The sequence below is a fragment of the Anaerostipes sp. PC18 genome, assembly GCF_039789045.1.
In the GTDB taxonomy this organism is placed as follows: Bacteria; Bacillota; Clostridia; order Lachnospirales; family Lachnospiraceae; genus Anaerostipes; species Anaerostipes hominis.
In genome coordinates this window covers 1,586,673-1,605,568 of record NZ_CP121164.1, presented here as the reverse complement: position 1 = coordinate 1,605,568, position 18,896 = coordinate 1,586,673, and the positions used below count along the sequence as shown (strand labels likewise).

The 18,896-nt window shown below is 41.0% G+C and carries 31 protein-coding genes and 2 pseudogenes; 6 read left to right on the top strand and 27 right to left on the bottom strand.

Going from position 1 to position 18,896, the window contains the following annotated elements:
- Positions 1–8: 8 nt before the first annotated feature.
- The 6 genes from P8F77_RS08700 to P8F77_RS08675 all read right to left on the bottom strand — a co-directional run bounded on the left by P8F77_RS08700 (position 9) and on the right by P8F77_RS08675 (position 2,630).
- A complete protein-coding gene (locus P8F77_RS08700) occupies positions 9–137 on the bottom strand; it encodes a hypothetical protein (protein WP_287518462.1) in 129 nt (42 codons plus the stop codon).
- The gene (locus P8F77_RS08695) at positions 134–403 is read right to left on the bottom strand and encodes a D-alanyl-D-alanine carboxypeptidase family protein (RefSeq protein WP_287518464.1); all 270 of its coding nucleotides are present in this window, start codon (positions 401–403) and stop codon (positions 134–136) included. The genes P8F77_RS08700 and P8F77_RS08695 overlap by 4 nt, the downstream gene beginning before the upstream one ends.
- 296 nt (positions 404–699) lie before the next feature.
- Entirely contained in the window at positions 700–1,182 is a 483-nt protein-coding gene (locus P8F77_RS08690) for a GNAT family N-acetyltransferase (protein WP_148459162.1), read from the bottom strand.
- Between the two features lie 38 nt (positions 1,183–1,220).
- Complete coding sequence (locus P8F77_RS08685; protein ID WP_347256429.1) at positions 1,221–1,472, bottom strand: hypothetical protein; 252 nt, start codon at positions 1,470–1,472, stop codon at positions 1,221–1,223.
- Between the two features lie 70 nt (positions 1,473–1,542).
- Positions 1,543–1,713, bottom strand: coding sequence for a hypothetical protein (locus tag P8F77_RS08680; RefSeq protein ID WP_287518467.1), 171 nt, complete (start codon positions 1,711–1,713; stop codon positions 1,543–1,545).
- 44 nt (positions 1,714–1,757) lie between these two features.
- The gene (locus tag P8F77_RS08675; protein WP_287518482.1) at positions 1,758–2,630 is read right to left on the bottom strand and encodes a LysR family transcriptional regulator; all 873 of its coding nucleotides are present in this window, start codon (positions 2,628–2,630) and stop codon (positions 1,758–1,760) included.
- A 119-nt stretch (positions 2,631–2,749) separates the two neighbouring features.
- Here P8F77_RS08675 and P8F77_RS08670 point away from each other — a divergent pair, with 119 nt between their 5' ends.
- From P8F77_RS08670 to P8F77_RS08660, 3 genes are read left to right on the top strand one after another with little or no spacing between them, the layout of a single operon-like run.
- Positions 2,750–3,289, top strand: a complete 540-nt coding sequence (locus P8F77_RS08670) for a prolyl-tRNA synthetase associated domain-containing protein (protein WP_024727699.1) — start codon at positions 2,750–2,752, stop codon at positions 3,287–3,289.
- 3 nt (positions 3,290–3,292) lie between these two features.
- Positions 3,293–3,622: a hypothetical protein gene (locus P8F77_RS08665; protein ID WP_287518469.1), complete on the top strand. Its 330-nt coding sequence runs from the start codon at positions 3,293–3,295 to the stop codon at positions 3,620–3,622.
- On the top strand, positions 3,619–4,332 hold the full coding sequence (locus tag P8F77_RS08660; RefSeq protein WP_330625628.1) for a DMT family transporter: 714 nt from the start codon (positions 3,619–3,621) through the stop codon (positions 4,330–4,332). The genes P8F77_RS08665 and P8F77_RS08660 overlap by 4 nt, the downstream gene beginning before the upstream one ends.
- Before the next feature lie 27 nt (positions 4,333–4,359).
- On the opposite strand, the gene P8F77_RS08655 is transcribed toward P8F77_RS08660, so the two are convergent.
- Entirely contained in the window at positions 4,360–4,608 is a 249-nt protein-coding gene (locus P8F77_RS08655; protein ID WP_051405218.1) for a GyrI-like domain-containing protein, read from the bottom strand.
- A 91-nt stretch (positions 4,609–4,699) separates the two neighbouring features.
- Between P8F77_RS08655 and P8F77_RS08650 the strand changes: the two genes are divergently transcribed.
- The gene (locus tag P8F77_RS08650; protein ID WP_024727702.1) at positions 4,700–5,197 is read left to right on the top strand and encodes a GntR family transcriptional regulator; all 498 of its coding nucleotides are present in this window, start codon (positions 4,700–4,702) and stop codon (positions 5,195–5,197) included.
- A gap of 100 nt (positions 5,198–5,297) precedes the next feature.
- On the opposite strand, the gene P8F77_RS08645 is transcribed toward P8F77_RS08650, so the two are convergent.
- The 13 genes and pseudogenes from P8F77_RS08645 to P8F77_RS08585 form a co-directional block, all read right to left on the bottom strand.
- On the bottom strand, positions 5,298–6,488 hold the full coding sequence (locus P8F77_RS08645; RefSeq protein ID WP_287518471.1) for a M20 family metallopeptidase: 1,191 nt from the start codon (positions 6,486–6,488) through the stop codon (positions 5,298–5,300).
- Between the two features lie 55 nt (positions 6,489–6,543).
- Positions 6,544–7,023, bottom strand: coding sequence for a DUF1697 domain-containing protein (locus tag P8F77_RS08640; protein ID WP_287518473.1), 480 nt, complete (start codon positions 7,021–7,023; stop codon positions 6,544–6,546).
- Between the two features lie 7 nt (positions 7,024–7,030).
- Positions 7,031–7,306, bottom strand: a complete 276-nt coding sequence (locus P8F77_RS08635) for a hypothetical protein (RefSeq protein ID WP_235824541.1) — start codon at positions 7,304–7,306, stop codon at positions 7,031–7,033.
- Positions 7,307–7,511: 205 nt separating this feature from the next.
- Positions 7,512–7,862, bottom strand: a complete 351-nt coding sequence (locus P8F77_RS08630; RefSeq protein ID WP_287518476.1) for a DUF3795 domain-containing protein — start codon at positions 7,860–7,862, stop codon at positions 7,512–7,514.
- Positions 7,863–8,002: 140 nt separating this feature from the next.
- Positions 8,003–8,608 (bottom strand): hypothetical protein, encoded by a 606-nt coding sequence (locus tag P8F77_RS08625; protein WP_024727707.1) that lies wholly within the window; start codon positions 8,606–8,608, stop codon positions 8,003–8,005.
- Positions 8,609–8,819: 211 nt separating this feature from the next.
- Positions 8,820–8,963, bottom strand: coding sequence for a hypothetical protein (locus P8F77_RS08620; protein ID WP_235824542.1), 144 nt, complete (start codon positions 8,961–8,963; stop codon positions 8,820–8,822).
- A 163-nt stretch (positions 8,964–9,126) separates the two neighbouring features.
- The gene (locus P8F77_RS08615; protein WP_051405220.1) at positions 9,127–9,831 is read right to left on the bottom strand and encodes an inositol monophosphatase family protein; all 705 of its coding nucleotides are present in this window, start codon (positions 9,829–9,831) and stop codon (positions 9,127–9,129) included.
- Positions 9,832–9,912: 81 nt separating this feature from the next.
- Complete coding sequence (locus P8F77_RS08610) at positions 9,913–10,386, bottom strand: hypothetical protein (RefSeq protein WP_347256428.1); 474 nt, start codon at positions 10,384–10,386, stop codon at positions 9,913–9,915.
- Between the two features lie 48 nt (positions 10,387–10,434).
- Positions 10,435–10,578, bottom strand: a pseudogene (locus P8F77_RS08605) (glyoxalase); the annotation flags it as partial.
- Positions 10,579–10,632: 54 nt separating this feature from the next.
- The gene (locus tag P8F77_RS08600; RefSeq protein ID WP_287520451.1) at positions 10,633–11,001 is read right to left on the bottom strand and encodes a GNAT family N-acetyltransferase; all 369 of its coding nucleotides are present in this window, start codon (positions 10,999–11,001) and stop codon (positions 10,633–10,635) included.
- A gap of 344 nt (positions 11,002–11,345) precedes the next feature.
- Entirely contained in the window at positions 11,346–11,825 is a 480-nt protein-coding gene (locus tag P8F77_RS08595; protein ID WP_024727717.1) for a flavodoxin, read from the bottom strand.
- Between the two features lie 187 nt (positions 11,826–12,012).
- Positions 12,013–12,267, bottom strand: a pseudogene (locus P8F77_RS08590) (flavodoxin); the annotation flags it as partial.
- Positions 12,268–12,288: 21 nt separating this feature from the next.
- Positions 12,289–12,906 (bottom strand): flavodoxin family protein, encoded by a 618-nt coding sequence (locus tag P8F77_RS08585; protein WP_287520454.1) that lies wholly within the window; start codon positions 12,904–12,906, stop codon positions 12,289–12,291.
- Positions 12,907–13,059: 153 nt separating this feature from the next.
- On the opposite strand from P8F77_RS08585, the gene P8F77_RS08580 reads away from it, so the two are divergent.
- Positions 13,060–14,319, top strand: coding sequence for a DNA repair protein (locus tag P8F77_RS08580; protein WP_287520456.1), 1,260 nt, complete (start codon positions 13,060–13,062; stop codon positions 14,317–14,319).
- Complete coding sequence (locus tag P8F77_RS08575) at positions 14,309–14,611, top strand: YolD-like family protein (RefSeq protein ID WP_024727721.1); 303 nt, start codon at positions 14,309–14,311, stop codon at positions 14,609–14,611. Before P8F77_RS08580 ends, P8F77_RS08575 begins: the two co-directional genes overlap by 11 nt.
- A 16-nt stretch (positions 14,612–14,627) precedes the next feature.
- On the opposite strand, the gene P8F77_RS08570 is transcribed toward P8F77_RS08575, so the two are convergent.
- The 7 genes from P8F77_RS08570 to P8F77_RS08540 all read right to left on the bottom strand — a co-directional run bounded on the left by P8F77_RS08570 (position 14,628) and on the right by P8F77_RS08540 (position 18,383).
- Positions 14,628–14,771, bottom strand: coding sequence for a hypothetical protein (locus P8F77_RS08570; RefSeq protein WP_287520458.1), 144 nt, complete (start codon positions 14,769–14,771; stop codon positions 14,628–14,630).
- Between the two features lie 151 nt (positions 14,772–14,922).
- On the bottom strand, positions 14,923–15,357 hold the full coding sequence (locus P8F77_RS08565; protein WP_024727722.1) for a PTS sugar transporter subunit IIA: 435 nt from the start codon (positions 15,355–15,357) through the stop codon (positions 14,923–14,925).
- A 123-nt stretch (positions 15,358–15,480) separates the two neighbouring features.
- The gene (locus P8F77_RS08560; RefSeq protein ID WP_148459171.1) at positions 15,481–16,044 is read right to left on the bottom strand and encodes a DNA-3-methyladenine glycosylase I; all 564 of its coding nucleotides are present in this window, start codon (positions 16,042–16,044) and stop codon (positions 15,481–15,483) included.
- A 13-nt stretch (positions 16,045–16,057) separates the two neighbouring features.
- Positions 16,058–16,597 (bottom strand): methylated-DNA--[protein]-cysteine S-methyltransferase, encoded by a 540-nt coding sequence (locus tag P8F77_RS08555; RefSeq protein WP_287520462.1) that lies wholly within the window; start codon positions 16,595–16,597, stop codon positions 16,058–16,060.
- Between the two features lie 23 nt (positions 16,598–16,620).
- The gene (locus P8F77_RS08550) at positions 16,621–16,878 is read right to left on the bottom strand and encodes a diguanylate cyclase (protein ID WP_287520468.1); all 258 of its coding nucleotides are present in this window, start codon (positions 16,876–16,878) and stop codon (positions 16,621–16,623) included.
- A 235-nt stretch (positions 16,879–17,113) separates the two neighbouring features.
- Positions 17,114–17,701 (bottom strand): class I SAM-dependent methyltransferase, encoded by a 588-nt coding sequence (locus P8F77_RS08545; protein ID WP_024727726.1) that lies wholly within the window; start codon positions 17,699–17,701, stop codon positions 17,114–17,116.
- A gap of 163 nt (positions 17,702–17,864) precedes the next feature.
- Positions 17,865–18,383 carry a GNAT family protein gene (locus tag P8F77_RS08540; RefSeq protein WP_287520465.1) on the bottom strand — a complete coding sequence of 173 codons (519 nt, stop codon included), beginning with the start codon at positions 18,381–18,383 and terminating at the stop codon, positions 17,865–17,867.
- Positions 18,384–18,896 lie beyond the last annotated feature (513 nt).

Here is an 18,896-nt window from a genome sequence, read left to right as displayed (position 1 = left end):
TCATTTCCTTAAAGATATTTTGCTCTCAGATAATCGGCATGCTCCTTTGTAATCACGCCGTCGTTAATCTCAGCAATATTGATACTGCCATAGAGTTCTCCCCACAGGCAGTCGAGCAGCGGAGATTTGTTTTTCAACCCGTCCTTGTATGCGTCCAGATCATGTTGCAGATATCCGGGCAGCCCGTATTCATAAGAGCGTTCCTTTCATATCTCCAACTATTTTCCATTAACCATTTCTGTACAGCGGTCTTTTCCTGATTTTCAATATCCACAATGTCCACAGCAAGTCGCAGCTGATGTTCGCTGGTACTGGGAACTGCAACAACTTTCCCGACCTCGGTTCTGGCATTCTCTTCAGAATAGCCCTGGGCAATCAATCCGTTGAGTTGGTTGTTAAGCAACCTCTGTGCTCATCCACGGAAAGTCCGTTTTGCAGCTGCGTTAAAGTTATCTCATAGCCTTCTGGCAGGGGATTCCAAGGATTGACTAAAAGCAAGTTCCAATCAGATGGAGCATCCAGGCTATCACTGATTGATCGATTGAATGTTGCCACAATTATTGCAAGAAGGCTGGCCATAAGAAGGACTGCTATACCAAAAACAGCCCGTGCGTTCCTTCTGTGCCTTCTTCGATGTCTTATACGGGGAACACAACTTGTCCCGACTCGCATAAAAAATCACTTCTTTACTTTTGAAGATCACTTTGCAAGGTTGGTAAGTGTATCACCTGTAATACGATATACTGTCCAATCAGACATGGGTTCTGCTCCTAAAGAAAGGTAAAAATCAATGCTTGATCTATTCCAGTCAAGGCACCACCATTCTAATCGGCCGCAACCCCGTTCAACAGCAATGGCCGCCAGTCTTTTCAGAATTGCTTTTCCATATCCTTTTCCTCTGCATTCTGGCTTTACATACAAATCTTCAAGGTAAATTCCGGCTCTACCCAAGAAAGTAGAGAAATTGTGAAAGAAAAGAGCAAAGCCAACTTCTTTTCCGTTTACTACAGCGAAAATCACTTCTGCCTTTTGTTTGTCAAAAATCCATTCCTCCAATGTTTCTTCATCAGCAACGACTTCGTTAAGCATTTTTTCATAATCAGCAAGTTCTTTGATAAATTGCAAAATCAATGCTGTGTCTTCTCGTTTAGCATATCTAAAATCTAAGTCTTCAGTATACACAGCGAATCACTCCTCTCTGTATTTCCAGTTCAGCATTTTTACCAGATACGAAACGGTATGACAGCTTTCATAATGATGGCAAAAACTGCCCCTGCTCCTATCATACCTGCTGTTTCCTTAGTAGATCTGCGTAAAGCAATCACGCCAATCACCAGCATTAAAAGCTCAAGCCCCGAACTGATATCTACATAAAACATTCCATAGCTGAATGCACAGTTCAGCAATATCCCTGTAACCCCGGAGGACAGGAGTAAAGCAATCCACCCTGTACCTTTTGCATACCAACACAAAATGCGAGAAAAAGGGATAACACTGTAAATGTAATCCAGACAATGGCATAGCTTTTCGGAAAAAATCCTGCTATAAAATTGCTGTACCAATAGTAGCTTGATACCATTCCCGCAAAAAGGCAAAAACATTGATACCGGCTCTAATAGGCGTTGTGCTATAAACGGCAATGCACACAGCAATAACAATCCATGGTGCAAATTCCCCAAGAAAATTATGCAGATCCACTGCAAACTCCTTCATTGCTTGCTCCTATGTTTGATGCCTTTAGAAATGACACTGTTCGTTTATATGTTTCTGTAATCTAAATACTCCAAAAATCTTTTTACTGCAAGAGAAGCGTTTTTTCTATCTCTCATTGCAATCCCCAATTTTCTAAAGGATGGCACATCAAGCTCTTTTGTAATGATACGATACGCCGTTCTTCTCAAAATGAGCTCCGGCAAAATGCTGATACCAAGCCCTTTTTCTACCATCGACATTACGGCGTAATCATCAACCGTTATGAAATGAATGTTGGGGGAAATTCCACAGCGGTCAAAGATTTCCGATATTTCTGCCTTTTCTCCTTTTTCAAGTAACATAAAAGGATATTCCGCCAATGCAGAAACAGGAAATTTATCAAGACTTCCCATCGGATGATTTCCGGGAAGAACCACAAGCAGTTTGTCTTGCTCCAAGAACTCTGTTTCCAAATCGGAGTGTGTTGGAACTCTTGTAAAGCCAATATCCACTCTACCCTCATTAACCCACTCCTCAATATCGGCATAGTGACCGATCAGCAACTCATAGTTGATATTCGGGTACTTCTTTTGAAACTCAGCTATGATATTCGGCAGCCAATGAGTTGCAATGCTCGAAATTGTTCCAATGCGAATAAGACCCGATTGGAGTCCATTTAGGTCATCTACCTCCATTTGCAGCTTCATATATTCCTCGCAAACATTTCTTGCGTATGGGAGCAGTTTTGTTCCATCGGAGGTAAGCTTTACACCGGTTCGGTTACGCTCCAGTAAGGACACCTTCCATTCTTTTTCCAAATCACCAATCATTCGGCTGATACCCGATTGAGAATAGTTCAGTATTTCTGCCGCCCTCGTAAAACTCCCACACTCTACTGTTTTTATAAATGCCATATATTTTAGGATTCTCATATCCATCATGCCACCTCCTGTTATGCGTTTTTGTAATTTTAAGCATGAAAAACATTCGTTTTTCAGATGTATATTATTATGATATACTCTATAGGTACTAAAATCAAGATAAAGAGGTTCAGCCTATGTTTTATGTTAGCGATATTCAAACAGACAAACCTTCAAAAATGGAAACACCGCTTCAAGAAAAAGTGTATACTACGCTTTTGAAGTTAAACATTCCATTTGAGCGAGTGGATACAGACGAAGCAATTACTATGGAAGATTGCGTTGCGATAGAAGAAAAGTTGGATATGAAAATGGTAAAAACTTTATTTCTATGTAACAGGCAACAGACATCATTTTATCTGTTTGTTACTTGTGGGGATAAGCCATTTCGCTCCAAAGAGTTTAGTGCGGCTCTTGGAGTTTCACGCCTCTCTTTTACTCCTGCTGAAAAAATGGACGAAATGCTCGGCACAAAAATCGGCGCGGCAACAGTATTTAGTGCCTTGCTTGATAACGCAAAAGATGTGCAGTTTGTCTTTGACAAAGAAGTTCTGAAAGAAGAATATTACGGATGCAGTGATGGTACAACTACGGGTTATATGAAAATTAAGACAGAAGATGTTTTGCATAAATTTATGCCTTTCACAAAACATACCGTACTGTTTGTAGAGGTGTGAATAATGGGACTGTATCAAAACCGTATCGTAGTCAAGGTTGGTACATCTACCTTGACAAATGATGTCGGGAAAAGCGACTTACGAGCAATGGACAACCTTGCCCGTGTTCTATCCGATATACAAAATATGGGTTATGAGGTTATACTCGTTTCATCAGGAGCGATTGCCGTTGGGTGCAACAAGCTCGGTATGAGAACCAAGCTACAAGCCGCCGAATTGGCAACAGCGCAAGGTATTGATACTATCATTACAAACGGAAAAAACACCGAAGCAATTTATAATATTGTAAAAGGTTTTGGCGCCGGAACATTATTCAAAGGAAAACAGAGATGATGAAAAAAGCATTTTTTAAGTATATATTTGCTTTGCTGCTTTTCGGCTCAAACGGAATTGTGGCGAGCAATATTCATTTATCAAGCTATGAAATCGTGTTTTGGAGAACACTTATCGGCAGCTTACTTTTGATTGGGATTTTCTTTGTTACAAGACAAAAGATTACCTTTGCGAAAGAAAAAAATGATACTCTGTTTATCGTTTTTTCGGGTATAACAATGGGAACAAGTTGGATGTTTCTTTATGAAGCATACAACCAAATCGGTGTAAGTTTGGCTTCACTTTCCTATTATTGCGGTCCAGTCATCGTAATGGGATTGTCTCCCATACTGTTCAAGGAGAAGCTGACCGCATATAAAATTGCCGGATTTATTGCTGTACTTATTGGAATTTTCTTGGTAAACAGAACAGTGTCGGGAGAGAATCTCAATGCCTTTGGAATATTCTGTGGAATTATGTCTGCTATTATGTATTCCTTTATAGTAATACTCAACAAGAAATCTAAAAAGGTGCAAGGTCTTGAAAACGCAACCATTCAGCTTTTAATGAGTTTTCTAACAGTCGCAATCTCCGGATATTTGGAACCGCTTTCGGCAATAATTCTTGCAACACTCATACTCGGAGAAACAATGCGGCCATTACAAATGATCGGGGCAGTTTTGATTATCGGCGGGGCAGTTTTCGGGGAATATTATAATTCCCATTTATAATTTTATTTATCACAAATATCATTAGATTCATTTTATCGGATGCCGGATAACCGTTTTCATCTTTTCCGGAGCCTCTTTTTCGGGTCTGATAAATAGCAGCCGCCCGTCTGCCATATCATTTGCATACCCATTCTCACCAAGGAACGCATCCAGTACAGCCACTGTTTCCGGCTCAGTATCATAGGACCCTATGTGCATAATCTGAACACACAAGCCTTTGTCAATCGTCAAACACTCAGCGATGGAGCAGTCTATCCCTTGGCAAATAAGAATCAACTAAGCATTTGAATGGCAGAAACGGCCTGCTACATTTGAATGGAATCCTATCAGAGGGAAAGATTACTACTATACCCGCATTGTCCGGGACTTGACGCGAAAAATAGGGACAGGCATCTATCCGGCAGGAACTTATTTACCCTATGAAGCACAGCTGGCAAAACAATATGGTGTGTCTGCCTATACGGTCGCTGCCTATACGGCGCCGCAATTTAGTGAGGATGATTTAGAGCAACTGGCTGTTCATATCATGAAGCCAGGGATCGCTCTCACGAATTTATTTCAAATGATATTAAAACACCTGTCACTGGAACCATTACACGTTATCTGGTATGAATGCAGCCAAATCACAGAATGGGGGTTTTATTTCGCTTTTTATCCCCAAGGAGGTGATGTAATTGTACAGCTCAATGACATCACAAGGAGGGCATATCATTGTCTGCGTGCAGGGAAAAGCACAGAGTTTGCCGAGAATCTGGCCGACTGTTACCGCCTGATTTTAACTTCAGTTCAGGCGCATATGGTTGAGAAACACCATTTTACCGAGGCTTTATCTGTACAGGTCCCTGACAGAGATTCCTTAAAATAAGATGCAATCAGTTGGAATGTGGAAAATAAACACATTCCAACTATTTTTCTGACGGTGTTTGCCGTTCTGATTGTCAGTTTGCCGCTGAGCGGAATAAGTCTTAATCATTTCGATGTTTGCTCAACCAATTCATAGCACATATCGTGAGTATCGAACTCCCAAGGGACAATATATCTTCATTAAACACAACGCCTTGATTATGCATGGGTTTACCATACGCTTCATTTTCCTGGTTGATACCGGCGCCTAATAATAAATAGGCAATGGGCACCTGATAGCTAAAGGAAGCAAAGTCTTCGCTGCCCATACCTCCCTGAGGCAATATCCTGACTTGCTGAGGGGCAATGAATTGCTTAATGTAATCGCAAAACTCATAGATCATCTCATCGTTGTTTATCAGAGGCGGCGCACTGGATAATTCCGTTACAACTGCCCTTCCTCTGAAGGATTGGGCACACAGATTTGAAATTTCTTGAATTCTTTCAAAAATTCTATCCCCTGTTTCTTTATTTTTGTAACGGATTGTTCCCTCTAAAACGACTTTTTCAGGAATAATATTGGGAGTTTGCCCACCGGCAAATTTACCAATCGTTAATACACAAGGGTCTTGCGCCGCCACTTCTCTCGCTGCAATTTCCTGTAACGACAGGTAAATATGTGCCGCAATATTAATTGGATCAACCCCATTTTCAGGCATCGCTCCGTGACAGCCCACGCCGCTTACTTCAATGCGAAACAAAGTGCAGCCAGCCATGAAATGGCCAAGACCACACAGCACCATATTGCTCGGCGTACCAGAGTTTACATGAAGCGCCATGGCTGCATCTACCTTTGGATTTTCCAAAACCCCTCCCTGAATCACAGCCTTCGCCCCGGTAAAACCTTCTTCATCCTCCTGAAATAATAATTTTACTTTTCCCTGAAGCCGGTTTTGATACTTTTTAAGCAATTTTGCAGCACCTAACAGCATGGCGGTATGCATATCATGACCACAGCCATGCATAGCTCCGTTTACACTTTTAAAGTCTAAATCAGTTTCTTCCTTAATGGCTAAGCCGTCCATATCTGCTCTAAGCAGCATAGTTTTACCGGGGAGTTCACCGCTGATTGTTGCCACAATTGAGCTATTGGCAATGTCCTGGGGTTCATATCCATACGCAATTAGCTTCTCTTTCACAAATGCTTTGGTATATTGCAGCTGTATCCCAACCTCAGCATTTTGATGTATTTCTCTTCTGATTTTTACCAACTCTGGCTGTAATAATTTTGCTTGCTGATAGATTTCATTCATAGCAATTCCTTTCCATTATATTATTCTAACCCAGCTCTTCTCTATATTAAAAGCCTTACATGCCATTTATCTTCCTGACGGTGTTTGCCGTTCGGATTGTCAGTTTGCCGCTGATATTCGCACTTGCCGTCTCCCTCCACCAGTTTGTCTTTTGATAATCCTTCCGGCTGAAAGACCAGAATACCGCTTCCTTATAATTCTGAATCTTTTCCAAACCCTCCCTGGGTTCTCCGATCTCGTCCCACACTTCAGCAAATGTAGTCGGAGGCATAATAAAAATCAGATTATCATAGATTTCCTTATTTTCATCACCCCACCAGTCAGGCGCGTGTTGCAAAATATCTTCGAGCTCCTCTTTTGATATGACGAAAACCGGAATATCCAGACCAAACCACTTTTTTATCGTTGTTTCAATCCGGTCTGTAAGGCTCACTATATTCTCTTCATCACTTGAAAAAATCACATTGCCACTGTTCAGATAGGTCTTAACCGCTCCGAACCCAAGCTCCTCAAAAGCTTTCTTCAGTTCAGCCATCGGAACTTTATTTTTTCCACTTATATTGACTCCACGCAAAAGCGCAATATATCTCGTTGCTTCCTAACTGCTGAAGTTTTTCTTGTATATTGTCCGTTCCCTTTATGCCTATCATGGGAATAGATATGTTTTCTCGCAAAAGCTGGTGAAAAATTTTTTCTATAAATAGTCCCATACCATTGATTTCTGCATCATTGTCCGATGTTGTTTCGACACCACAATTTGGAGAACGATTTGCCCCAATAATACCGATAACTTCAAATCCATATTTTTTATATTCCATGATATGTTGCACTACATAATCAGCCAGGCAACAAAAACAACCTTTTTACTTCTACCATCATTGAACATAGTATATACTCTCACAAATTTTAATTATTAACCCGAAAGTCAGTGTATGATTTGTTCCAATCACCTTTACCAATTTCCATTGTGGAACTGTACCGTCATCGCCCTAATACTCATCCATTGAAATAATCTTATCTTTCCTAGTCATTGGTATTTTCTATTGCTTTCAAATTTTTTGCCCTCTCTTGCGCTGTATTACCTAATTTTTCATAGGCACAGATGCCGTCTTTCCAATTTTTCAGATTGCGAAGTCTTGCTCCGTGATCACCATGCTCTGGATCATCAAACAGGTCTCTGAGCTTTTGGCAGGGCATATCTGAGCATTCCCCACAATGTTCAAGCCCCTTTTCAATACAGCATATCGCTTTATCGCACTTACCCCAAAACATAATTCCTCTATTGGCTTTGCAGCCCTTACACCCGATTTTATCTTTCCATTCACACACGCCGCAATATGTACCACAAAAGGCTATCATTTTTTTATTTATCATCGAGAACTTCCCTTTCCTATTTATCTATTAGCATTTCCAAAGCATCTTCTATTGTGACACATTTCGCATATCTTTTAGAACATTTATATACTCATAATAATCAACATCTCTGCACTCCTGTCAAACTGATTCGTCATTTCTTACTTCTCGATTGAAATAAACGGAGGAAAGGTATCAGAGCTATCGTTACGCCGCATAGTTTTTGAGTCCACATCAAAACACTTGCCGTTGTATTCATAGTGTAGCTTATTAGCTTTAACATAAAAACAATGTTCTGATTGAAATGCAACGGGCTTAAAATGCCCTTCTTGTATCGGCTGATCCCGATACAAGACTTGATCTTCCGATAACTTCAGCACATCATTTTCAAGACGCACATCATAAATTCCACTTACGATAGCCTCTGCTGCCACATTTTTCCCTGAAGCTGAAATGAAACGAAAACAGCCAGTCAAACTATTCGTGCTTTTTCGCTCCGCCAGTTCAAATCGGAACAGGGATACACCACTGAAATCTTTTCGCAATTTTTCCCGTTCTCCATCCTTTCCCATGAGCCATATCTTCTCATTAGATACAATAAACATATCCAACTGAAATCCACTCTGAGAATATTTTAGATTAGAGAAAGATATTGAATCAAAGTAAACGCCCTGTAACACACCATTTTCAAGTTCGTAAACTAATTCCTTTGTAGACAGCGTTTTGCCATCCACATTCGCTTCAATGAAGTTGATGATTTCTTTCATTAGCACCCGACCATCCTTTCAATTTGAAATACACCTTTTCCACCAAGAACGCATAAAAGCAACTTAAAATTTTCAAGCTTCACAACTTCTGATTTTCTTTCCCGCTCAGCTATACAGCAGCTTTACTAAATCCACGCCAACCTCTATGATATGCCCATCCCTTTCGTTTTTTTGTTTTGGTCAATTTATAGACGAACTGAAAGTTATCGCATTACACAAAGTGTTTTCGTACCATCGCCGAGTAATTGTCATATTGCTGAAAACCATACCGTTCATAAAATGGAATCGTTTTCGGGTCAGACGGCATGACCTTTACATACAAAAGACTTTCAAAGCAGCTCATAATCTGTTTCATCAATTCATCTTCAATATGTAGCCCTTGATATGCAGGGTCTACCAAAAGTTAATGTAAAAAAGCAACCGTTTCCCCATCATCCAATGCACGAACAAGTATTGCGTTCCTCCCATTCGGATTTCCTTATTTCATTTTTTCTTAACACTCACCTGATTATTACCCTTTATATCAACTTTAGCAGTTCTGTATGTATATATCCGTTTGTAGCTGCTACGCTGCTGCCCTTTTTCGGGTCAAGCGGTTTCCCCGTAAAATCAGTCATTTGACCGCCAGCTTCCTGAATCAACAGCATACCGGCAGCATAGTCCCAGGGATTCAGGTAAATCTCGAAATATCCCCCTTGTCTGCCACAGGCGGTATATGCCAGTTCCAGAGCGGCAGAACCAATCCTGCGGACATCCTGGCACTGACCGAACACCCTGCGGAACCGGGCAAAGTTTTCATCGGCCAGCTCTCTTTTTGCTGTTCCCAATCCAATCATCGTGTCGGATAGTTTTTCTGCGTTTGATACATGTATGGGCTGTCCATTTAAGAAGCTGCCCTTGCCTTTAACCGCTGAAAACACTTCTTCATGGAAGGGATCATACACGATCCCCATAACAATTTCCCCCTGGCGGCAAAGGGCTAAAGATACAGCACTGTGCTGATAATCGTGCATAAGGTTTGTAGTCCCGTCAACCGGGTCTAAAATCCAAAAGCTATCCGCATCTATCTCCTGCAATCCGGTTTCTTCTCCAAGAAACTGAATATCCGGTGCAAGGGCAAACAGTTCCTTCTTTAAGAAATTTTGCACGGCAATATCTACCTGCGTTACATAGTCTGCAAGACCCTTTTCTTTCACATGAGCAGCCATTTCACGGTTCTTTATGAGCCCCGCTCAGAAAACCGATAACTCCAATTTCCCATTCAAATTCTTCAGCATACCATTTTTTCATTTTGCATCCCCGTTTTAGTACATATTGAAAAACAGTTCTCTAAATTCTTTCTCCGAAAGTCTTAACTCTGTTTCGTTATAATAAGGAGCACCATCTCTGATTCCGAATTCAAGAGCAGTAGGTCCGTCTAAGTAGTAAGCTTTATATGCGTAGTCAATCGCTTCTGCCTGTCGAACATAATCTACTAAAGCCTTTGCTGCATTTCTGGATTTTTCGTCCGACATACCGCCAACTGCAAGACCTGAGCCTGCACAGTAAATATCTAAGTAAACTTCTTCCGCTTCTTCCGATGTCGCCAGAATACAGTATGAAAAAAGATTCTCCATATTTTCCGTTTCATAAATTGGTTGACCAAATAGCGCTTTGATTTTACCGCATATGAGCGGAAATTGATTTCCATAATTTGAAAAGTCTTCAATAAAATTATATAGTTTACTGCTATCTGTTAATTTTTTCATGCTTTTCACTGATTGAAATGTGTATGGCATTTTATCCTCCTCTGCTTTAGAGCATATTTGAAAATTTTATGTTTTTCTCTAGTTATTCAGAAATTTTGTTAAATCCTCAATAGAAGCATCCATCTTCACAGAGAGTTCTTCCATAGACATTCCGGCATTCAGAAAACGCTTGACCACCATTTTCATATCCCCACCAACCCCTATGAGATGCTCGTCCAGATCTCTGTTGTGTTACTCACCGACAAACCTGAATTAATTTATACAACAATTTCCGATTTATCGTTCAAACTTCATAGGTATATATCTCATACCATCGGATAATTGCTCCGTGTCTATGTCGGTAAAGCCCAATTTACGATAAACAGGAACGGCATATGGCGAAGAATTTACCGTGATAATTTCACTGGAGCTATTTTCTAAAAGATATTCCCAAAGTTTCCTCCCAATTCCTTGTTTATGATACTGCGCTTTGACAAAAAAACAGCATATATGCTTTCTATTTTCGTTTGTAGCTATAACACCCTTTAGCTCTTTATTATCATAAGCACCCCAAAATTCCAATGTTTTAATTATTTCTTTATTGTCAATAAAACTTTTAAATGATTGGATTCCTACATCAGAATAATCAGGAGCTTCAAATTGCATAAATGTTGTCCAAATCAGATTAATAACATCAGAAATCCGAGTATCATCTATTCTTTCAATTCGTATTTGTCTTATTATACAGTATTTCAGTTCAGAAGTATAGCAGTGCATATATACTTCAAAGGAACTTTGCCTACAGTCCAAAGCATGCGTAAAAGAATACTATAATTGATTCAGTTTTTAAACTTTAACATATGTGTTCGTCATTTCTGTATCTGAGTATAATCTATACCTCTCTACCTTTTATGGCAGAGCTAGCACAAAAAAGACTTATCTGCTTTTATACAAATAAGTCTTTTCTACATTTAAGGTCTATTTATCACTTTAAAGAGCTGCTAGCTTTTCTAAAATCTCAGACTATCAAACCATACTTTTATTTCATTTTCACTCACATTTACATCAAATCTCTTACCATCCTTTAGTATCGCACCCGGACAGGAGGACTCCAATTCAGCGTTGGTATTGCCCATCCCGCTGCTTCCAGATGTTGCCACTGGAATAATAATCTTGTCATTCCAATCATACTGTTCCAAAAACGTATTAATAATTGTAGGAGCAACGTACCACCAGATGGGAAAAGCAAGAATCAGAATTTTGATATTTTCTATATCCTCCAGTTTATTAGCAACCTTCGGTCTGAATGACTTATCATTCATCTCCACACTGCTCCGGCTATTTTTATTCATCCAATCAAGATCCGCAGAGGTATATGGTATTTCCGGACAAATTTCATGCAAATCCCCACCTACTACGTTCGCAATTTTCTTTGCCAGTTTTGCAGTTGTTCGTGTTGCTGAAAAATATGCTACTAATATTTCACTCATAATTCTAACCTCCTGTTTCATATAATAAATTAACGATTTTTCGCTCACATCTCGGCAGTTCTCACACTGTCTCATCTATACAAACGCTATACACATTTTTTTCTATCATCTGTGTATGCTGTAATAAATACTTATATAATTATAACACAATACACACGATACACCATCATAAACAATACTGCATTTTAGGATATCCAAGAAAAATGAAATCATAGTTTCCAATTTCCGCACTTTGATCAGCGATTGCGGGCCGATAGCTCTGATCGCTCATCTCCACAGAACTGCGGGACTTTTTGTCCGTCCAGTTCAAATCATCTTTTGTATACGGAACTTCCGGCTTAATTTCGTAAATATCTGCATGTGCCGCTTCTGCCAGCGCCTGGGCGGCCTTTTTTGTTGTACCTGTTGCCGAAAAATAGGCAACTAATATTTTTTTATTCATTGTATCCCTTCTTTCTGGTCATTACCTGATAAAATTTGTCCGTTTGAATGCTTCCTTCTCAGGCAATCCATATGCTTCCCTTCCGAGAGCAATGCTTTTCATAAGGAAAGCCATATTTTTCGCCAGAGTTCTCATCGTCTGCAGTCCTTCTTCATCCTGGCCGGCCTCACCGGGCTCTCTGCCGTGTATGCTGTTCCAGTATTGGCTGGATGCAACTGGCATCCCTGTAATCGTAAAATATTTGTTCAGCTGGTCAAACGTGGCGGATAAGCCTCCGCGTCTTGCTGCCACAGCACATGCACCGACCTTCATGGTCTTATCAAATTGTGTGCTGTAAAACAGCCGATCAAGAAAGGCACTCAGTGTAGCATTTGCCGAAGCATAATAGACCGGACTGGCTACCACCAGACCATCACATTCTTCGAATTTCGGTGCTGTCTCATTGACGATATCATTAAATACACATTTCCCTTTTTCCACACAGGAATTACAGGCCACACATCCTCTGATATCCTTGCTTCCTACTTGGACTATCTCAGTTTTAATGCTTTCTTCCAAAAATATCTTTTCCATTTCATGCAGTGCCACATATGTATTCCCCCTTGAGTGAGGACTCCCATTGATCATTAATACCTTCATAATGAAACCTCCTTTTATTATAGGATACTCCCTAGAGTCAACTCCATGTCAAGAATTTTTTGCCCCATAAATTACCACACTCATTTTATCGAACACATGTTTCCTTACCGTATCAGCTGTGCTATACTCAAGTCAGAAAGGAGTGTCGTATTTATGGAGAAATCAATCTATGCATGTATTGATCTGAAAAGCTTTTATGCTTCAGTGGAAGCTGCCGAACGGAAACTCGACCCATTTAAAGAAAACCTCGTGGTCGCCGATCCGTCCAGAGGCCGGGGTGCCATATGCCTCGCCGTCACGCCGGCCCTGAAATCTCTTGGAATCAAAAACCGCTGCCGTCTTTTTGAAATTCCGGAAACTGTGACATATATCACTGCAAAGCCGCGGATGAAGCTCTATATGGAATATTCCGCCCGGATCTACTCCATTTATTTAAAATATGTCAGCAAAGAAGATATTCATGTTTATTCCATTGACGAATGCTTCCTGGATTTCACGCCTTATCTGCATACGTATGGAAAAACTCCGAAAGAAATGGCGGTCATGCTGACGGATGCAGTCCGCAGAGAAACCGGAATCTGTGCCACGGCAGGCATCGGCACAAACCTGTTTCTGGCAAAGGTCGCTCTGGATATCACCGCAAAGCATTCTCCGGATCATATCGGTTATCTGGATGAAAAAGAATTTAAGAGGACCATCTGGCATCACCGCCCAATCACAGATATATGGAATATCGGAAAAGGCATCGCCGCCAGGCTCAGCCGTTATGGCATTTACGATCTTTACGGGACAGCACATATGGATGAAAAGCTTCTCTATAAAGAATTCGGTGTCAATGCAGAGTTTCTGATCGACCATGCCCACGGGAGGGAGCCGTGTACCATAAAAGAAATTCATGATTATGAGTCTAAAAGCCACTCTGTTTCCCAAAGCCAGATCCTCTTTGAAGATTATTCTTATGACAATGCTCTTCTAGTCCTCAAAGAGATGACAGATGCACTGGCTCTGGAACTCAGGAGCCGTCATCTGACAACCGATTCCATTTCCATGTCCGTCGCATACTCCAAAAGAGAACTCTCTCCGTCCGGCGGCACCAGGAAACTTTCGGAGCGGACCGATTCCTATCGGGAACTCTCCCATGAATTTGAACGTTTCTTTCACCAGACTGTGCAGAGGGGCATTCCCATCCGCAAAATCTCTGTCGGTGCAAATCATGTGGAGGAGACTTCCTTCCGGCAGCTTCATCTGTTTTCGGATATGGAAAAAGCTGAAAAGGAACAGCATCTGCAGGATGCCGTCCTTTCCATTAAGCATCGGTTCGGAAAAAATGCCGTGGTGCGGGGAATGAGCCTGTATGAAAAAGCAACTGGCAGAAAACGCAATACTTTAATCGGAGGCCACAATGAAAGCTGACCGGGCAAGACAATTTCTTCCGTTTGCCGCTTTAAGAGGTTTTGATGAAATGCTCCGCGAGATAGAAAAGCAGTCAGTTCCAAAAAAAGAATTGACGGAAGAGGAATTAAGACTTTTAAATCAAAAAATAAAATCGATTGGCAAAGGATCGAATATATGCATTGTTCATTACGAAAAAAGTGCATATGCAGAGACAAAAGGAAAAGTATCTTTTATTGATCCGGTATTCCGCAGAATCTTCGTCGGAGAAAAAAGTATTTCTTTTGACGATATCCAGAGTATATCCGATTAATAGCTGCAAAAGCATATTATTTCTCCTTTTTGCTGAATTTGACTGCTCCAAAAATCAGCCAGCCAATGCCAATCAGGGTAATGCCGAGCAGCTCAGCCTGTGTCAATCCCTGTGCTTTTCCTTTACATTTTATGTAATTTCCGATTTTTTGTATATCCATAACTGCCTCCTTGATACTGTTTATTGTGCCTTAGATTTTTATGAAATACTATCTACCTGTGGTAGAATTCCGGCAGATAAAAGAGAAAAAGAATGTGAAGTCCTTTAAACCTTACACATTCTTCTTCATGGCCGATATTATTTTGCCTTTATCAGATTCCTTCAAAGATATCCAAGATTTCCTGCTTTGATTTCGCATGGGCTATCTTATCCACATTGGCAAGGTCGGAACATGTGACTGCGATCTTGCCGAGCATTTCAATATGTTCGTCATTTTTCCCTGCAATCCCTATGATCACATAAGCAGTCTGTCCGTCATAGTCCACTCCGTCCGGAACTTGCAGCAGTGAGATTCCGGAAGACTTGATCCTCTCCTCTGACTTGCAGATACCGTGCGGAATTCCGACATGATTTCCAATATAAGTGCAAGCTGCCTCCTCACGTTTCAGCATATCTTCCAGGTATTCCGGCTGAACATAACCATTTTCAATCAGTACGCCGCCTGCTGCCCTGATTGCATCTTCTTTTGAATCCAGTTTTACATTGAGACGAATATTATTTTCATTAAATACTTTATTGTCTGCCATTTTATTTCCTCCAATTTTAAATTTAGTTGTTGCTTATATATAGATTATATAAACTCTGTTTCCAAAAATCCATTTGTTCCAGTGCTGTATTTATCAAAAATAAATTTGACAAAGTTATCACTGTCACGACAGGCCATGTTCCAAAAAGCAGCCTTCGTCATGAGAATATATTACGCCTACCGACTGTAAGTACGCATATATAATCGTTGTCCCCACAAACTTCATGCCTCTTTTCCTGAGGTCCTCGGATACGGCATCCGACAGTTCGGAGCAGGCCATTCCTTTTTCAAAGATTACTTTTCCATCCGTCCAGTGCCAGATATAGTTTGAAAAAGAGCCGTATTCTCTCTGTATCTCCCGGAATATCTCTGCATTGTTTACCGCCGCTCTGATTTTCAGCTTATTGCGGATAATCCCCGGATTCTGCTGAAGTTTCAGCAGCTTGTCTTCCGTATAAGCACATACTTTTTCTAAATCAAAATCGTCAAAAGCCTCACGGAATGCCTCCCGTTTGTTCAGCACACATTCCCATGACAGCCCCGCCTGAAAGGATTCCAGGACCAGCATCTCAAATAATCTGTGATCATCATATACCGGGACCCCCCATTCCTCATCATGATAACGGATATAAAGCTCATTCTTTGGATTTGCCCATGTACATCTCTGTTTCTTATCCGGCCATTCCATAAAATCTTCTCCTTTAAAGAGCAGTTCCCTTTTGGGGAACAAACAACTGTGACATATCTGCCCCTTCATGCTCAAGCAGTTTTATTTTGGCGGCAATGCCCCCTGCATATCCCGTCAGGCTTCCATTAGACCCAACTACCCGGTGGCAGGGAATGATAATAGAAATGGGATTATGACCGACCGCCCCTCCGACTGCCTGGGCAGACATTCGTGCTCTGCCCGTCTTTGCAGCCATCTTCCCGGCAATTTCGCCGTAGCTCATCACTTTTCCATAGGGAATCTCACGCAGAATTTCCCACACGCCCTGCCTGAATTCCCCGCCTTTCGGACATAAAGGAAGCTCAGAAATGGAAGGCTTTTCCCCAGCAAAATACCGGTCCAGCCAGTCTTCTACTGTTTTAAACACGAAAAGATCATCTTTTTTCTCCATATCTCCTGAGAGCGTTCCTCCAAAATATTTCTGTCCTTCCATCCAAAGACCCACAATATTATCGCCGTCTGAGGCAATGGTCAGCATCCCTAAAGGTGACTGATACTCTATAAAAAAATACATGTTTTCCTCCGATACAGAACTTTTTATCGCTCAGGCTTGTATATTCCGTAATTTCCTCTCCCGGTGCTCTTCACTTTATATAGAGCAGTGTCTGCATTTTGGTAAAGTTCCTGAAAAATCTCCCCGTCACAGGGATAAAATACCACTCCCATGCTGAAGGATACCTCCCCTTTATCCGCATATTTGCGACGCAGCAGATAACAGAGCATATTGTTTCTCGGAATCACATCATCCTCGGACCCAATGTTTCTCAATAAGACCATAAATTCGTCTCCGCCCATTCGGCCGCACAGATCGCTTTCTCTCAAAAAAACCTTAAATAATCCATGGAGCCTCTCGTCTGGCCTCTGTAATAATGAATCAGCAGCGAATCACGGTCAAAAAAGTCAGAGAACCGCTCAGCATCTGCACAGATAGTCAGGCGGAATATCTCCGGCTTCTTCATCAAAGAGATCTTTCGTCATGTTATATTCATAAAATCTGATGGTTTTTCCTTCCCATGATTTCCCCATACTTTCATTTTTCTGCCGATAAAAATAGGACTGTATCTGTTATGTACGATTCAAACTCAGTGAATCCAGCAGATTCAAAAAATAATTGAAGTTCTCTTTGGCTGTACACCCTCACATCACCTTTTTTTGAAAAGGGAAATACCAGCGTGTTGGCAAGACACCGCACCAGAGGAGAAAAAAACGGTTCAGCAATAAAAACTTTACCATTTACCTTTAATACCCGCAAACATTCATCGGCAAAGGTCTGGGGATTTTCAAAATGATGGAACGCGCAGGATACCGTAATAACATCCATACTCTCATTTTCAAAACCGAGAGGCGCACAGGGGCCAACCGTAAATGTACAGGCCGGGTATCTTTCTCTGGCAGACGCAATCATATTTTCAGCAATATCTACACCAAAGGCATTAACTCTCGCCTTTTTTGAGAGTTCTCCAAGCAGATATCCATTGCCGCAAGCGACGTCCAGAACATTGTCTCCATCTCTGAGCACCGCCTTTTTTATAATCTCTTGTTTATGAGATCTTGTCAACCATTGCTTGATTAAATAATTCTGATTTTTCTGTCTGCCAATCAGAAAGTTTTCAATCACGCAAACTCAGCGATCACTATCTCATTTCCATCAATATCACTTAAACGGACCTCGTAAGTTCCATTTCTGTATAGAGCTCAATAAGTTCCTTTGCCTGCTCAGAAAATATGTTTGTGCAGTAGTATCCTGTTAGCATCTTCTCACCTCATCATATTTATCAGTTTCAAATATACGTTACTGTTTTCAGCAGTGAATACATCCTCATATCGATGACTTTACCATTTTTCACGGCGTTATTTCTCAATGTTCCCTCATATTGAAAACCGGCTTTTTCGAGTACCCGGCATGATGCGGCATTGTATGCAAACGGCTCAGCATAGATTCGAATAATATCACTCTTGTCAAAGACATATGTACAAATTTGTTTTACAGCTTCGGTCATTATTCCTTTGCCCCAGTATTCTTCTGCTATACAATAGCCCAACTCACCAGTCTGTCTGTGTATGTTCTCTTGACGGAACACTCCAATACTGCCGATCACTTTGTTGCCTGCTGTGACAGCAAAAGCAAAAGTTTTATCTTCGTCTGCAGAAAGCACCTCCGTTATATATGCTGTTCCATCCTTCTCAGTGTAAGGGTAAGGCAGCCCATCCCGAAGATTATTTTGTATTTTTGTATTAGACAGAGCCGCCGCTAAATCTCTTGCGTCCGATAACTCCCACTTTCTTATTTTACACATCATTTTTTATCTGCCTCCTTGATAATTAACAGTGTAATAATTAAGACAGTTATTTATACGATTTTCACCTTTTACTCTACTTTAAATTCAAAGTATTGAATCTGTCAAGACAAAATCAACAGTAAGTTTCAAGTGTGGAGTCTATTTTTAAGAACAAAGTGGGCAAACCCGCTTCAACGCCCCAACCCCTCACTCTTTGAGGGGCTTGACAACTTTGCGTGCCTGATGCAATTTGCCGCAGGCAAATAATTTCCTTACGCATCTGTGCACAACCCGCGGAGCGTTTTTATTTCATAGGGAAGGTCGTAGAACTTTCCTATGAAATAAATAAAAGGGATCGTTGCAAAAATAACGATCCCTTTATCCAGTCTACACTGATAATGGTAACTCAATCACTCTCGGATTAGTTTCCCAATGTAGTAGCCAACTTTCTTATTTCTCAACAACTGGTGGTATACATTGATGATACGGTTCTCGCGGTGTTGCTACAGAACGTGCGCCCGCCGGGCGCACAAC